This is a genomic window from Pseudidiomarina woesei (assembly GCF_001418345.1).
Classification (GTDB): domain Bacteria; phylum Pseudomonadota; class Gammaproteobacteria; order Enterobacterales; family Alteromonadaceae; genus Pseudidiomarina; species Pseudidiomarina woesei.
Map to the genome: position 1 here is coordinate 237722 of NZ_LIPW01000004.1, position 15183 is coordinate 252904.

The window sequence follows — 15183 nt, forward strand, 5'->3', positions numbered from 1 at the left end:
ATCGCCGTTATTATACCTCGTCTGCGGCCATACAGCGATTACGACCTGCAGCTTTTGCTTCGTAAAGGGCTTTATCTGCTCGCGCTAACCAACGATCGATATCGCTATCAGTGGCCAGTAGTGTCGCCACGCCAATACTTACAGTCACCGGTATTTCTTTCCCTTCGTAGCTAAACTCTGCTGCCTCAATAGCTGAGCGAACACGCTCCGCACCTTGCATAGCTTGTTCACTATCTGCATGTAGAAACAAAATGCCAAACTCTTCGCCACCTTGGCGCCCCAACAAGTCACCTTCACGAAGCTGTTGCTCTGTAATACGACAAAATTGCTTCAATACATGGTCACCTGCGGCATGGCCGAAGGTGTCATTTACGTTCTTAAAGTGGTCAAGGTCAATAATTGCCACGCTAACGGGCGTGCCATAACGTTGAAACTCAATGAAGCGTTGTTCCGTTGTTTCAAGAAAAATGCGTCGATTAGCTACTTGCGTTAGCTCATCGGTGGTCGCCATTTTTCGCAATTCATCCACAGCATTTTTTCGCTCTTCGTCCATGCGGCGAATGTGCATTAAAGTGCCTAAGGTATTCAAAATAGGTTCAAGTACCGCAAGTTGTTCACGATGATAGTTGTCTTTTGCATTAGCCAGTAGCAACAGCCCAACCACAGTGCGCTTAAAATACAACGGCAAAATCAATGCATTCTGAAGTTCGGGCAATTCAATCGGAAAAAACCTTGCTTCGTGAGCTTGCACCGGATAAGGACACAATTGTGGCTCACCACGAACCAACGCAGACTGAATGACGTCGCCATTTACCTCAACATCTAGCCCTTGTTGTATTAAGCGTTGGAAGCCGGCATTTTTGTCTTCGTCATTGGCAATTTTAACACCATGCAACCACACCATGTTACGGGCACGCGAATTTGAATCATCTAACTCCCCCACCAAGCCAAACTCACTTTCGGTTAAAGCCATAAGTTTAGGAATGGCGGTGTCACACACCTCGCTGAAGTCTTTCACAACTAAAAATTCATGCTGAACTGTACTCACCAAACTCAACACAGCTTCTTGCTGCCGACGGTGCTGCTCGTTCTGTACATGTTCTGTTATGTCGTGATGAATACCAACCATGCGGGTAACAAGGTTGTTTTCATCACGCTCAATTACTTTGCCGATAGTATGCAGCCATAAATAATGACCGTCTGCGTGTTGAATGCGCATACGAGCTTCAAAACGCTCAGTCTGCCCTTTTAAATGACTCTGCAGCGCTTGTCGTGCATCTTGAAAGTCATCTGGATGAATTAACTTGGCCCACGCATTATCACGCGCATAGCTCTTGTTCCGGCCAAGCAGTTCGCGCCATGTATGATTAACTTTTACCTGTTGCGCTGTGAGATCCCAGTCCCAGGTTGATAGGTTGCCCGCAGACAGTGCAAGCTCGAAACTTTGGTTGGCATGCTGAAGACTTAATTCAAGGTTCTTGCGTTTGGTGCTATCGTGCAAATAACCGCGGACGCGAATTACTCGCCCCGAGCGGTCATGATCGGCTTTAGCAAAATGACTCACCCAGCGCACCTGCCCCGTCGGCGTAAGCACCCGATAATCCATTTCTAAGGTTTCGCGCTTACCGTCTAAAACAGCTTGCATGCGGCTAAGCAACTCGCGCTGATCGGCTTTGTGCACAATCGACTCGTAACGCACCGCAGGATCTAACAAGTAATCAGCTTGATAACCCAACACACGTTCCGCATTTTCGGCGACATAAATTAAATGTGGCTCAGGTTCAACTTGCCATACCACCGCAGCAACCGGCCCTTGCGCCAGCACACGACGCTCTTGTTCGTAGTTGCTAATGGCATAGCGTGCCTGCAACTCATCGCGCACCCAATCAGTAAGTGTCTCTAGCCAATACTGCTGTTGCTGCGTCAATTCGCGTGGCTTACTGTCAATAATACATAGCGTGCCGATATGTATACCCGGGGCCATTTCAATGGGTACGCCTGCATAAAAGCGAACGCCGCCAACACAATTAATGTAAGGGTTATCATGAAAACGAGGATCTTGGCTGGCGTCGTTCACCACCATGGTTGCGCCTTTTGCGACCACATGTGCACACATGGACACTTCACGCGGCGTTTCTTGCTCGTCAAACCCGACTGCCGACTTGAACCACTGACGCTCGGCATCAACTAAGGTAATTATCGCGGTGTCAACTTCAAATAGATCTTTCGCAAACGCTGTAATTTGGTCAAAAACAGGTTCCGGCTCCGTATCCAATATGTCGAGCTCATGCAAAAGGTGTAGTCGTTGCAACTCATTATTTGGAATAGGGGAGGATGTCATTGACTCTCCAACAAATTTTTTAAGGTGTAGATGAATTTTAGCAGCTATTCGCTAGTCTGTGTAATTATCGACCAAGCTTTTCCTTCCAGTGTTTACGGCAACAGGAGATATATCGATCGTTTCCGCCAATGGCAATTTGATCACCCTCTTTAACGGCATGGCCTTGCGCGTCGATGCGCAGGTTCATCGTGGCTTTGCGGCCACAGAAGCAAATTGTTTTCATTTCTGCTAGTTTATCGGCTACAGCAAGCAAAATAGCGCTTCCCGGAAAGGCGTTACCAAAGGCGTCACTACGAATGCCGTAGCACATAACGGGCACATCGAGCCTATCTACCACGTCCGTTAACTGCCACACCTGTTGCTCGGTTAAAAACTGTGACTCGTCGATCAATACACAGTCTATGGGTTCTCGACTATGGCGCGCTTCTATCAAGGCGGCTAAGTCTGTGGTGTTGGAAAATGCCAAAGCTTCGCGCTCAATACCTAAGCGCGAGGCGATGCGCCCATGCCCTGCTCGGTCATCAATTGATGGGGTTAAGAGCAAAACGCGCTGATCGCGCTCTTCGTAGTTGTGGGCAACCTGCAACAATGAGGTGCTTTTGCCGGCATTCATTGCCGAGTAAGTAAAGTAAAGTGAGGCCATGAGATCGTTGTTCGTTATTGGTTAATCGTTATTGGTTTAGTTTGTCTTGTTTTTTGAATGACGACAAGCGTTTGCGTTCAAATAACGATTAACGAGTAACGACTAACGAATAACGCTTTACCTAGTGGTATACTCTGAAAAATTGACTAAGGAGAAGCGAATGACCACTCAATACTCACCGGACTTTTTGAAAGCCATGCCCAAAGCTGACCTGCACCTGCATTTAGACGGTAGCTTGCGGCCCGCTGGGCTTATAGAAATGGCGAAGCGGAGCAATATTGAGTTACCGTCATACACCGTAGATGGCTTATATGACTTGGTGTTTAAAGAGTCGTATCAGAACCTTGGTGAATACTTAAACGGTTTTCAATACACCTGCGCGGTGCTGCGTGATATGGAAAACCTAGAGCAAGCCGCATACGAATTAGCGCAAGACAACATTGCTGAGGGCGTTATTTATATTGAAGTGCGTTTTGCCCCGCAATTAATGATGGACCCTGCTCGCGGTATCGATTTTGATACGGTTATGCACGCTACCAACAAAGGCTTGTTGCGCGCTAAACAAGAATACAATAAGCAGCCTGCAGTGGCGAACGGCGACAAGCCGCCGTTTGATTACGGCATTATCAACTGCGCCATGCGTATGTTCGGTAAAAAAGGGTTCTCGCCATATTACACGCAACTATTTCAAATGTTGCGTGACCATGAACCAAAGCAAGTGATTAAAACCGCAGCGATGGAAATGATCCGCGCCAGCGTTCGATTGCGTGATGAAGAAGGCTTACCAATTGTTGGTTTAGATATCGCTGGGCAAGAAATGGGTTACCCCGCGCATGATTTCAAAGAAGTTTACGAGTATGCGCATCAGAACTTTTTGCTGAAGACTGTCCATGCTGGTGAAGCTTATGGTGCTGAGAGTATTTTTGAAGCACTCACTCAGTGTTACGCCGACCGTTTAGGGCATGGTTATTCACTGTTCTCGCCAGAGATGATTCAAGACCCTACTATTACCGACAAAGAGGATTATGCGCGTCGGTTAGCGTCGTTTATTGCTGACCGACGCATCGCCATTGAGGTTTGTATTACCAGTAATCTTCAAACCAACCCAGATATTGGTGACGTGAGTAACCATAACTTTAAGCACATGTTCAACAACCGCTTAGCCACGGTTATTTGCACGGATAACCGACTGGTGTCGCGCACCACGGTTACTCGTGAGTATGAGCTGGCACTAAGCGCCGTTGACGTGCCGTTGAAGCGTTTAAAAGACATGGTTGCGTACGGCTTTAAGAAAAACTTTTTTGCGGGTAACTACATTGAAAAACGTGCCTATGCCAAGCAAGCATTAGAGTATTTTGACAAAGTAGCTAACGACCATAACGTGCGCTAATAGCGCACGTTATTTTAAGCGCTCAATAAACTCAATAGCCGGCAAAGGTTTGGCGAAGTAATAACCTTGGCAAATAATGTCGGCTGATTGCTCCTGCAAATACTGCACCTGATGTTCAGCTTCAACACCTTCAGCGACAACACGCAGCTCTAAATGGCGCCCCATTGAGATAACGGTTTCGACTAATTTTTCTTTGTGGTCATCACCAATGCCATCTACAAAGCTTTTATCTATTTTTAGCTCGTCTAACGGCAGTTGGTTCAAGTAGCCAAGTGACGAGTATCCAGTGCCGAAATCATCTATAGAAAACTGCACCCCAGACTGCTTCAGTGTCTTCATTTTTAGGGCAATATCTTCAAAATCTTCAACAAATAAGTTTTCGGTCACTTCAAGTATCAACCGATGTGGCTCAACGCCGCTGCGTAGTAACATGCGTTCTATTTTTAAGACAAAGTCATACTTGCGGAATTGGCGCGGGCTAATATTCACCGCAAGCGTCAAATGTGCCGGCAGTTTATTAAGTAGCTTTATGGCTTCGCTGAGAATCCAGTCACCTAATTCAACAATGAGATCTGACTTCTCCGCTATTTCAATAAACACCCCCGGCGGCACTATTCCGCGCTCAGGGTGATGCCAGCGGCAAAGTACTTCAAGCCCAACCACTTCGCCATTCGCATGTTGCTGTGGTTGCACATACAGCTCAAGCTGATTAAGTGTCAAAGCTTCACGCAGCTCGCGCTCTATTTCAAAGCGTTGTTCTAGCTGGTAACTATAAGCCGGGTTATAGACAACCAACTGGTTGCCACCCGACTCTTTCGCTTGGTGTACCGCGGTTTCAGCATGGCGAATGATGGCTTCTGGAGTATCTGCATACTCTGGGTACATCACCATGCCGGCACTTGCCGTTATGGTGAGACTTTCGTCGCTAATCATCAACTCGCGTGATATTTCATCCAGTACTTCTTGTACCATCACTTTCGAATGCGCCAGCATGTGCTCACGTTCGCTATTGGCCGGCAGCAACAAACCAAACAAATCACCACCGAGGTTGCCAAGCACGGCGTCTGCTTGGTGTTTAACCGTGCTGGCTAAACGCTCACTTATAGCCAGCAGCACTTTGTCACCAAATTCAAAACCTCGCACATCGTTAATACGCTGCAAACCGTCTAGGTCAAATAGCACCACTGCGCCAAACTTGCGTGGTAAGCGCTGCTGCATAAATTGGCTTAGTAATTCCAAACATTTTGCTCGGTTCGGTAAGCCTGTTAACACGTCGTAATATGCTAAATAATTTAATTGTGCTTCGGCGGCACGCTTTTCGGTAATGTTCTGCTTGCTCGCTAAGTAATGAGTTATATTGCCGTGTTCATCACGTAATGGCGAAATCGTTGCCCATTCTCGGTACTCACTGCCATCTTTGCGGCGATTGTATAGCTCCCCCTGCCAAATTTTGCCTTGGCTTAGGGCACTCCACATAGCTTCATAGGTACTTGCTGGCGTGTTGCCCGAAGCTAAAATTTTGGGGTTTTTACCAACAACTTCGTCCGCGCTGAAACCCGTAATGTCAGTAAACGCCTGGTTGACGTATTCAATTTGCGCATCAAGATTAGTAATCACAATGCTATCGCTACTTTGTTCAACCGCTGAACTCAGTTTATTTAATCGTTGTTCATATTGTTCGCGTGCCTGTGCGGCGTTAACCAATGCCTCATCAAGTAAGTTAAGTTCGTTGTAGCGATGTCCTGGCAACAATTCAATTTTGTCACGCTTGGCAAACCTGTCTAGCTTACGCACAAGTTGGGTAACAGGGCGGACAATAACAACTTGCAGCCCCACCCAAAGTAGTATTCCTAACATAAATAATATCGTTAAAAACACCACCAATTCATTCATTGCTATGGAGCTAGGCTTGTACCAGGTGTTGTCATGCGCGTAGCTAATGAGCAATAGATTGCGTTTTAACTCAACCTCTAAATCTGGACCAGTGAGCACCGGAACTATGGCCACAAAATGCTTATGCTCTGGGTGATAGGTAATTTGTGTAACTCCAGAGCGGCTGGCGTTTTGTATTGTCTGTTCCGGCACGTCTTGAATAAATGCCGCTATGCTAGGGTCAACAATGTTGGCGTTATAAAATGCCATGAATTTGCCGTCGCTATCGAGTATCGCAGCATGGCGCACTTGTGGGTGCACATGAATTTCACTGAGCAGCTCGGCTAGCGCGTCAAACCGATTAATCGCAAAAATGCGATTCATTGAACCCTGCGCAACCACAACCATAGAACGTAACTCTAGCTCGGCACGTTGGTAGGCTTCTTCTTGCTGGGCTTTGATAAGGTAATAACTCAACGCACCTAAAATAATCAACGCAATCACGACAATAGGTACTGTAATTTGCAAGCTTATTCGCTGCCAGAGGCGTAATGACTTCACAGCATGCCCTCGCAAACAGGCAATGCTTTGACGCTAGTGTGTAAACCAGAGTCAACCAAATGGCTCGCGACGGTTGCCGAAACTTGAGCGTAGCGGGTTGCTAAAAACTCGCGGCTTGCCTTACTGTTGTATAGTTGCAAATCTGCCAACGCATTTGTTAATTCTAGCTTGGAAAGCTCAGCGAGTTGCGCCAGCGTATTGAAGTCTTCGCTGTGATTATTTGCAATGGCTTGTAGGGCTTGGTCCCAATTTTTGGTCACATAGTTTTTCAACACATGTTGATATGGCTGCCAAACCTTTTGACGAACTATGACCGTGTCGATAATTTCATCTTTTATTTCACGACTACTGAATACCGTGACGGCCCCTGCTTGTTCAAGCTGCTTGGTATAGGGTGCATATGCAATCACAGCATCAAATTGTTTACTCTGAAACGCCCTCAGCTGGCCAGCTGGAGTAACAATTTGCCGCTGCACTCGTTGCGGGTCAATAGCATGCAGTTCTAGCCAACGTGACAACATAAAGCGCGACAAGGCGCTATCTTCCATGCCAATAACTAGCGCTTCGTCACTGTTTATTTTGCTGTAAACATCTGGGTGGGCCAGCACCGCGTCAGCTCCGTACGAGCTACTCAGCACCGCGGCAATACAGAAATTCAAATCAGTACGCGAGTTTAGGCTCAGTGCGTTATCAAGACTAAGAAAAGCAACTGAAGCTGCCTGATTGGTCAGCATGCGTACCACACTCACATCGGAAACCAACATGGTCACGTTTAACTGCTCGGGGGTAAGCTCTGGGTGAAGAATATTTTGCACATAGAACGGCTGGTAACCTAGCCATGAATTACCAACCACATTAATGGGTTCTTGGTATTGCTCACAACTAAACAGTGTTGCGGCGGCTAATAAGCCAACGCCTACATTGCGTAACCGGGTTAACAGCGTCGTTCGAATAGGCACAGAAGTCTCACGTTGCAACTAGAAGTTGATGACTAGTTTAGAACAAAACGAAACAACGCACTATGCGGATCATCAAAAAAGCCCCGATAAAATCAGGGCTTTTGTCGAGGTTGTTCGTTGACTCAAAACGGGATATCGTCGTCAAAGTCTTGGTCGGGCACAAACGGCTCTTGGTTCTGCTGTGGCTGTTGCGCTGGCCGCTGACTACCTTGTTGATTTCCTTGCTGATTAAAGCTTTGCGCAGGCGCCTGACGCTGACTGCCTTGTTGTCCGCCGCCAAAACCGCCGCCTTGACCACCTTGTGGTGCGCTCTGTTGGCCGCCTTGTTGGCCACCACCGAATTGACCGCCACCATAGCCGCCTTGGCCTTGACCGCCGCCTGGGCGCCCATCAAGCATTTGTAAGTCGTTAATTACGATTTCTGTGGTATAGCGCTCAACGCCGTCTTGGCCTTGCCATTTGCGCGTTTGCAAACGGCCTTCAACATATACTTTCGAGCCTTTTTTCAAGTATTCACCGGCAATTTCAGCCAACCGGCGGTACGCCACACAACGGTGCCACTCAGTTTGCTCACGTGGCTCGCCGGTTTGCTTATCTTTCCAGGTTTCGCTTGTTGCGATAGATAGGTTTGCGATGGCTGTGTTGCTTTGCGTGTAGCGCACTTCTGGGTCGGCGCCTAAATTACCAATTAAAATTACTTTGTTGATGCCGCGACTGGCCATGCCATCTGCTCCTTCACTTGTCTTTTATGTTCTACTTAAATGTTTTGCTTATGCAGTATAGGGCGCTAACTGCGCCTTCACGTCTGCTTCATTGTAATCCGATTTATGTACTTTTAAATACACTGTTTTCTCAGCTGCGACAATGCGAACTTCTTCAACGCCTTGAATGGCACTAAGTTGCTCTGCAAGGCCATCGGCTTGTGCCGCGGTCAATAACGGTAGCTCATAGCTCACGCTTTGCTGCTGTGGTGGTGGTTGCATGCCAAAGCTAATGACGAACCAGCATAGTAGCAGCACTGTACAGAAAATCCCAACGCCGATGAGGCCAAAATGTTGGTAAACCGATCCGCCTACGGCCCCGCCAACAAAAGCCCCAAAAAACTGAAACGTGGCGTAAATACCGCTCGCACTGCCCTTTCGCCCGGCTGGCGCAAAGCGTGTTAACGATGACGGCAACGTTGCTTCGAGAAAGTTAAAGCCGGTAAAAAATAGCACAACGGCGATAGCTAAATACGTCCAATGCGCCGGTACAAAGACGATAACGGCCACAGCGGCCAACACCAGAGCAATTGCAATACGGAAAAAGCGCGGTTGTTGACGCTGGCGTTCGGCTTTAATGAGCATAGGAATCATAAACGCAAACGAGGCTATCAAGGTGGGTAAATACAGCCAGGCATGATCGTTTGCGGCAAGCCCGCCGCGCATGAGTTGTAATGGCACTACAACAAAAAACGCGGTGAGTACGCAATGCAGTACAAACACCCCACCATTAAGACGGGCAAGTTGGCGGTCTTTAAATAACAAGCCTAGCTCGCTTTTCAGCGGGATAAGGTCGCCACGCGCAGACTTTTGCGCCACCTTTGGCACCGCTAACAACAACACGAAAATACCGAAAACGGCACTAACTGCGGTGAAATAAAACAACCCCGACAAACCAATTTGCGCACCAAGCAACGGCCCCAACACCAGCGCCAAAGCGAAAGACAAGCCAATAAACATGCCAATGGTTGCCATTACTTTGGGGCGTTGTGAGTCACGCGTAATGTCGGCAGCAAGCGCCAAAATTGCCGCAGCAATAGCGCCTGCTCCCTGCAGAGCTCGGCCAACCACAATACTCCAAAGTGTGTCAGCAGTGGCAGCCACCAGGCTACCAACGGCGAATATCAGCAAACCGCCGACAATAACTGGCCGACGGCCAATGCGGTCAGACAACATACCCAACGGAATTTGCAGCAACGCCTGGGTTAGGCCATAAGCACCAATAGCTAAACCAATTAGTAATGGCGTGTAATCTGGGTATTTTTGGCCATAAATAGCAATAACGGGCATGATCAAAAACAGGCCCAGCATACGTAATCCAAATACGGCAGCCAATGCGCCCGAAGCGCGCCGCTCAATTGGAGTTAGTCGATTGTCTTGGTGTTGCTGTCGCATGAAATTCTCATAGCTGCAGGAAAAAATCGCTGGCCATTGTACCAGAAGGTACTGGTTGTGCGATAATACTCGTTTCATTCAATCGCTTGCTAATGGCAACGGAGAGTCGTCGTTCTCATGGATAAAATAGAAATCCGCGGTGCCCGCACCCATAACCTGAAAAATATCAATGTAACCATCCCACGCGATAAGTTAGTGGTGATAACTGGCTTGTCAGGTTCGGGGAAGTCTTCTTTAGCATTTGATACACTCTATGCTGAAGGTCAACGCCGTTATGTAGAGTCTTTATCGGCCTACGCGCGTCAGTTCTTATCACTGATGGAAAAGCCAGATGTCGATAGCATTGAAGGCTTATCACCAGCGATTTCGATTGAACAAAAATCAACCTCGCATAATCCGCGCTCAACCGTTGGTACTATTACCGAAATATACGACTACCTAAGGTTGATGTTCGCCCGAGTTGGCGAGCCGCGCTGCCCAACGCACAATGTGGCACTTGCCGCACAAACCATTTCGCAAATGGTTGACCAAGTGCTAGCACTGCCGGAAGGCGAAAAACTGATGATTGTGGCGCCCATTATTCAAGAGCGCAAAGGCGAACACACCAAGGTACTTGAGAATTTAGCCGCACAAGGCTTTATTCGCGCTCGCATTGATGGCGAGCTGTGCGACTTAAGTGACCCACCAAAGCTAGAGCTGCAGAAGAAACACACCATTGAGGTGGTAGTAGACCGCATTAAAGTGCGCGAAGGCCTTGAGCTGCGCCTAGCGGAGTCATTTGAAACAGCGTTAGAACTTAGCGGCGGCACCGCCATTGCTGTGCCTATGGAGGCTGATTCTAGCGTGCAAGAAATTGTCTTCTCGGCTAACTTTGCTTGCCCTCACTGTGGCTATAGCATGCAAGAGCTTGAGCCGCGTTTGTTCTCGTTTAATAACCCAGCGGGCGCATGTGGTTCGTGCGACGGCTTAGGTATTGAGCAGTTTTTTGACCCCGCCAAGGTGGTCACTAATCCTGAGCTAAGCCTTACTGGCGGCGCTATTCGCGGCTGGGATAAACGTAATTTCTATTACTACCAAATGCTTCAGTCGTTAGCTAAACACTATAAATTTGACCTAAATAAGCCATTTAATAGCTTGGCCGAAGAACACCAGCAAGTGGTTCTGTTTGGTAGCGGCAAAACTGAAATAGAATTTACCTACATGAACGACCGCGGTGACCGTGTGGCACGTACGCACGCGTTCGAAGGCATTATTCCCAACATGCAACGCCGCTACCGCGAAACCGACTCGATGGCGGTGCGCGAAGATTTATCGAAGTATTTAGCATCGCAGCCATGTAAAAGCTGTGGTGGCGCGCGCTTACGTCAAGAAGCACGCCATGTTTATGTGAATGACACCACCCTGCCGCAAGTGGTTGAGCGTTCTATTGGCGATGCTTTAGCGTTTTTCCAACAGTTGGAACTTGAAGGCCAGCGCGCCAAAATTGCGGAAAAAATTCTAAAAGAAATCAACGACCGTTTAGGCTTTCTCGTCAACGTAGGCCTGAACTATCTAAGCTTGTCACGAAGTGCAGAAACATTGTCAGGCGGTGAAGCCCAACGTATTCGTTTGGCATCACAAATTGGTGCGGGCTTGGTGGGTGTGATGTACGTGTTGGATGAGCCATCGATTGGCTTGCATCAGCGCGACAACGAGCGCTTGTTGAACACCCTCACGCGCCTACGCGACCTGGGTAATACCGTGATTGTGGTTGAGCACGACGAAGATGCCATACGCGCTGCTGACCACGTTATTGATATTGGCCCTGGCGCAGGTGTGCACGGCGGCGAAGTGATTGCACAGGGGCATTATGAAGACATTATTGCCATTGAAGCATCACTTACGGGTGACTATTTATCAGGTCGCAAAGAAATTGCCGTGCCGCAGCAACGCAACAAACCCGGTAAGCATTGGCTAAAACTCAATGGTGCAACCGGCAATAACTTGAAGAACGTCAACGCCGAGCTGCCCATTGGTCTCATGACTTGTGTGACGGGTGTGTCTGGCTCAGGTAAATCAACCTTAATTAATGACACCCTGTTTCGTATTGCCCACCGCGAATTGAATAAAGCGACTACGGGCGAACCGGCACCCTATACTAGCATTGACGGTATGCAGTACTTAGACAAAGTGGTCGACATTGATCAAAGCCCTATCGGCCGTACGCCACGATCGAACCCAGCCACTTATACCGGTATTTTCACCCCAATTCGAGAGTTATATGCGGGCACCGAAGAAGCCCGTTCGCGCGGCTACAAAGTGGGCCGTTTTAGCTTTAACGTGCGCGGCGGTCGCTGCGAAGCCTGCCAAGGCGACGGTGTCATCAAAGTAGAAATGCATTTCTTACCTGACGTGTACGTGCCTTGTGACGTGTGTAAGGGCAAACGTTACAATCGCGAAACGCTAGAAATTAAATACAAAGGTAAGAGCATTCACGAAGTGCTCGATATGACCGTGGAGGACGCCCGTGAATTCTTTGCGCCTATTCCGGCCATTGCTCGCAAACTACAAACCTTGATGGATGTCGGCTTGTCATACATTCGCTTGGGGCAATCAGCAACCACGCTCTCGGGTGGTGAAGCGCAACGGGTAAAATTAGCCCGGGAGTTATCCAAACGCGATACCGGCAAAACCTTGTATATTTTGGATGAGCCAACCACCGGCTTGCACTTCCACGATATTCAGCAACTGTTGACGGTACTGCACCGCTTGCGCGACCATGGCAATACCATTGTTATTATTGAGCATAACCTGGACGTGATAAAAACAGCCGACTGGATTATCGACTTAGGGCCCGAGGGTGGCTCAGGCGGCGGTGAGATATTAACCGCCGGTAGCCCCGAGGAGATTGTTAAATGTGAGCGCTCACATACTGCACGCTTCTTAAAACCACTGTTATCGAGCAGTGCCAATAAGGCTTAATAGGAGTCATTAGTTCAACCCATGACACACGATGTAATCAGCGGCGGGCAGCCAATACATGCCCCTGACAACCTCAAACCACTGCTGGAGGATATTCTGCAGCAGGCCATGTCTGTGAATGACGGTAAAGTCGCCGATTACATTCCTGCCTTGGCAGAGGTTAAAGCTGATTACTGCGCGCTGACGGTTGCCACGCTTGATGGCAACGTCACCTCGGTCGGCGATACCAATAAACCGTTTTCCATTCAGTCTATTTCTAAAATTTATGGGCTGATGTTGGCGATGGAACGTCTTGGCGACCCGTTATGGGAACGCGTGCAGATGGAGCCCTCAGGTCAGCCTTTTAATTCAATTGTTCAGCTTGAATGGGAAAAAGGTATTCCGCGCAACCCCATGATCAACGCGGGCGCGATTTTAGTCAGCGATGTGTTAGTTAGCCATTACTCAGCCAGTAAATCGGCATTACTGAGCATGGTTCGGGGTTTGTGCGGCAGTGAAGCGGTGTGCGTCGATTCTCGGGTTCATGAGTCCGAACGTGAACATGGCGCTCGTAACGCCGCGTTAGCTTACTTGATGAAAAGTTTCGGCAATATTGAGTCAGACGTTGAAGAAGTACTCGACCATTACTTCTGGCAGTGCGCGCTGACTATGAACACTGAACAGCTAGCGAGTAGCTTGGCGTTTTTAGCCAACCGCGGTCAATGCCCTCGCAGCGGAAAGCAAATCACCTCACATCGTGATGCGCAGCGTATTAATGCACTACTGAGTACCAGTGGCATGTATGATCAGTCGGGGCAATTTGCCTTTACTGTGGGCTTGCCGGCAAAAAGTGGCGTGGGTGGCGGAATTATCGCCATTGTTCCAGACTACGGTGTCATTAGTGCTTGGAGCCCGCCGCTAAACAGCTTCGGAAACTCTGCGCGCGGCATGTTTATGATTCGCGAATTGGCAAACCGCCTTGGTCTTAGCGTTTACTAAAGCCGATGCTTGGACAATATTTGCTGTAACTCCCCGGTTTGACGTAACTCGCTCAATAACACCTCTAATTTGTCAGCACTAATAGCCTTGCCTGGATTACTCACAGCACTTAGTTGATGAACGCTGTAATGCTGCTCAGAAAGTAGCAACTTACTACGCGTTTCTTCCATGAGTACCGAGCGAATGTAGGCATCGGCAAGCATAATTAAATCTAATCGACCATTTAATAGCATACGTAAATTTACTTGGTGCGAATGCCCCAAATAAATACCGTACTGTTCTTCGAGCACACGGTTATCTTTTTCATTCGCAACAAACGGATAATGGTAACCAATGATGCCACCAAAGCGCAGGCCTTTTACCTGAAAGAAAGACTGCCCTCTGTTGATATGCTTGCGCGCGACAAAACGCTCTTTGTCTTCATAAATAGGCGTGGTTAACTGAACAGCATAATCAACGTGCTCCCATCCCCAACTACGATCTTCGAAAAATATCACATCGCAACACCCCTGCTCACGCAAGGCGTCATAACGACCGTTTGGCGCAATGTGTACCACGCTAAATTGGTAGTCAGACTGCTTAGAATTAAGTGCTTTGACGATATCGCCGACTAAGTGCCGGGTGTTCTCGGTGGTGAAATACGGTGGGTATTCGTAAGCGGCTATGCGTACTTCTTTCGGTGCGCTATTAGCGCTAGCAATGGCGATAACGCTGAGAATGAGGATGACAAACTGCTTCATTGTCGGGGTACTCCATTTATTATGGAGTCATCCTCATGCTTTTCTCTCTAAAAAGCAAGAGCGATATTAGCTATTAGATATTGGATATTAGAAGGACGGTCTTAGCCTTCCCTGTTTTCGCTAATATCTGATATCTAATAGCTGATAGCGCTCTCGCAATTAAAAAAGGGAGCCGAAGCTCCCCTTTCAAAACAACCCGGCGTAGAACGCCGGGCTACAACCCCGAAAGGTCTTAAGCGATGATCTTAGATACTACGCCTGCGCCTACAGTACGACCACCTTCACGAATCGCGAAACGAAGACCTTCGTCCATCGCGATTGGGTGAATCAGTTCTACTACGAACTTCAGGTTGTCGCCTGGCATTACCATTTCTACGCCTTCTGGCAATTCTACTGCACCAGTTACGTCAGTGGTACGGAAGTAGAACTGTGGACGGTAGCCTTTGAAGAATGGAGTGTGACGTCCGCCTTCTTCTTTGGTCAATACGTACACTTCTGCTTCGAACTGAGTGTGTGGAGTGATTGAGCCTGGCTTCGCCAATACTTGGCCACGCTGAATCTCGTCACGCTTAGTACCACGCA

Annotated in this window: 11 protein-coding genes; 3 read left to right on the forward strand and 8 right to left on the reverse strand. The window is 48.3% G+C overall.

Translation table 11 applies throughout. The features are described 5' to 3' along the window. Nucleotides 1-10: 10 nt before the first annotated feature. Nucleotides 11-2341 (reverse strand): sensor domain-containing diguanylate cyclase, encoded by a 2331-nt coding sequence (locus ASC40_RS08415; protein ID WP_055439357.1) that lies wholly within the window; start codon nucleotides 2339-2341, stop codon nucleotides 11-13. Nucleotides 2342-2405: 64 nt separating this feature from the next. After that, nucleotides 2406-2984 carry a thymidine kinase gene (locus ASC40_RS08420; RefSeq protein ID WP_055439358.1) on the reverse strand — a complete coding sequence of 193 codons (579 nt, stop codon included), beginning with the start codon at nucleotides 2982-2984 and terminating at the stop codon, nucleotides 2406-2408. 160 nt (nucleotides 2985-3144) lie between these two features. Between ASC40_RS08420 and ASC40_RS08425 the strand changes: the two genes are divergently transcribed. Next, nucleotides 3145-4374, forward strand: coding sequence for an adenosine deaminase family protein (locus ASC40_RS08425; RefSeq protein ID WP_055439359.1), 1230 nt, complete (start codon nucleotides 3145-3147; stop codon nucleotides 4372-4374). 9 nt (nucleotides 4375-4383) lie between these two features. Here ASC40_RS08425 and ASC40_RS08430 read toward each other — a convergent pair whose 3' ends face one another. The 4 genes from ASC40_RS08430 to ASC40_RS08445 form a co-directional block, all read right to left on the reverse strand. Continuing rightward, entirely contained in the window at nucleotides 4384-6807 is a 2424-nt protein-coding gene (locus ASC40_RS08430; RefSeq protein WP_055439360.1) for a putative bifunctional diguanylate cyclase/phosphodiesterase, read from the reverse strand. Next, nucleotides 6804-7766: an ABC transporter substrate-binding protein gene (locus tag ASC40_RS08435; protein ID WP_055439361.1), complete on the reverse strand. Its 963-nt coding sequence runs from the start codon at nucleotides 7764-7766 to the stop codon at nucleotides 6804-6806. Before ASC40_RS08435 ends, ASC40_RS08430 begins: the two co-directional genes overlap by 4 nt. Nucleotides 7767-7888: 122 nt before the next feature. Further along, nucleotides 7889-8488 (reverse strand): single-stranded DNA-binding protein, encoded by a 600-nt coding sequence (gene ssb, locus ASC40_RS08440; protein WP_055439362.1) that lies wholly within the window; start codon nucleotides 8486-8488, stop codon nucleotides 7889-7891. 48 nt (nucleotides 8489-8536) lie between these two features. Continuing rightward, nucleotides 8537-9922: an MFS transporter gene (locus ASC40_RS08445; RefSeq protein WP_055439363.1), complete on the reverse strand. Its 1386-nt coding sequence runs from the start codon at nucleotides 9920-9922 to the stop codon at nucleotides 8537-8539. A 117-nt stretch (nucleotides 9923-10039) separates the two neighbouring features. On the opposite strand from ASC40_RS08445, the gene uvrA reads away from it, so the two are divergent. Both uvrA and glsA read left to right on the forward strand, forming a co-directional pair. Further along, on the forward strand, nucleotides 10040-12883 hold the full coding sequence (gene uvrA, locus ASC40_RS08450; RefSeq protein ID WP_055439364.1) for an excinuclease ABC subunit UvrA: 2844 nt from the start codon (nucleotides 10040-10042) through the stop codon (nucleotides 12881-12883). A gap of 21 nt (nucleotides 12884-12904) precedes the next feature. Beyond that, nucleotides 12905-13861: a glutaminase A gene (glsA, locus tag ASC40_RS08455; protein WP_055439365.1), complete on the forward strand. Its 957-nt coding sequence runs from the start codon at nucleotides 12905-12907 to the stop codon at nucleotides 13859-13861. Here glsA and ASC40_RS08460 read toward each other — a convergent pair. Together ASC40_RS08460 and ASC40_RS08465 are read right to left on the reverse strand one after the other, a co-directional pair. Continuing rightward, nucleotides 13858-14601, reverse strand: coding sequence for a substrate-binding periplasmic protein (locus ASC40_RS08460; protein ID WP_055439366.1), 744 nt, complete (start codon nucleotides 14599-14601; stop codon nucleotides 13858-13860). The genes glsA and ASC40_RS08460 overlap by 4 nt on opposite strands. Nucleotides 14602-14833: 232 nt before the next feature. Continuing rightward, nucleotides 14834-15183 (reverse strand): elongation factor Tu (locus ASC40_RS08465; RefSeq protein ID WP_483826414.1); only part of this gene is annotated, 350 nt, incomplete at its 5' end.

Bases quoted from the DNA above. Each gene is read 5' to 3' on its own strand.
- ssb (WP_055439362.1), bottom strand. From the start codon at position 8,488: ATGGCCAGTCGCGGCATCAACAAAGTAATTTTAATTGGTAATTTAGGC.
- ASC40_RS08415 (WP_055439357.1), bottom strand. From the start codon at position 2,341: ATGACATCCTCCCCTATTCCAAATAATGAGTTGCAACGACTACACCTT.
- ASC40_RS08420 (WP_055439358.1), bottom strand. From the start codon at position 2,984: ATGGCCTCACTTTACTTTACTTACTCGGCAATGAATGCCGGCAAAAGC.
- ASC40_RS08425 (WP_055439359.1), top strand. From the start codon at position 3,145: ATGACCACTCAATACTCACCGGACTTTTTGAAAGCCATGCCCAAAGCT.
- ASC40_RS08445 (WP_055439363.1), bottom strand. From the start codon at position 9,922: ATGCGACAGCAACACCAAGACAATCGACTAACTCCAATTGAGCGGCGC.
- ASC40_RS08460 (WP_055439366.1), bottom strand. From the start codon at position 14,601: ATGAAGCAGTTTGTCATCCTCATTCTCAGCGTTATCGCCATTGCTAGC.
- glsA (WP_055439365.1), top strand. From the start codon at position 12,905: ATGACACACGATGTAATCAGCGGCGGGCAGCCAATACATGCCCCTGAC.
- uvrA (WP_055439364.1), top strand. From the start codon at position 10,040: ATGGATAAAATAGAAATCCGCGGTGCCCGCACCCATAACCTGAAAAAT.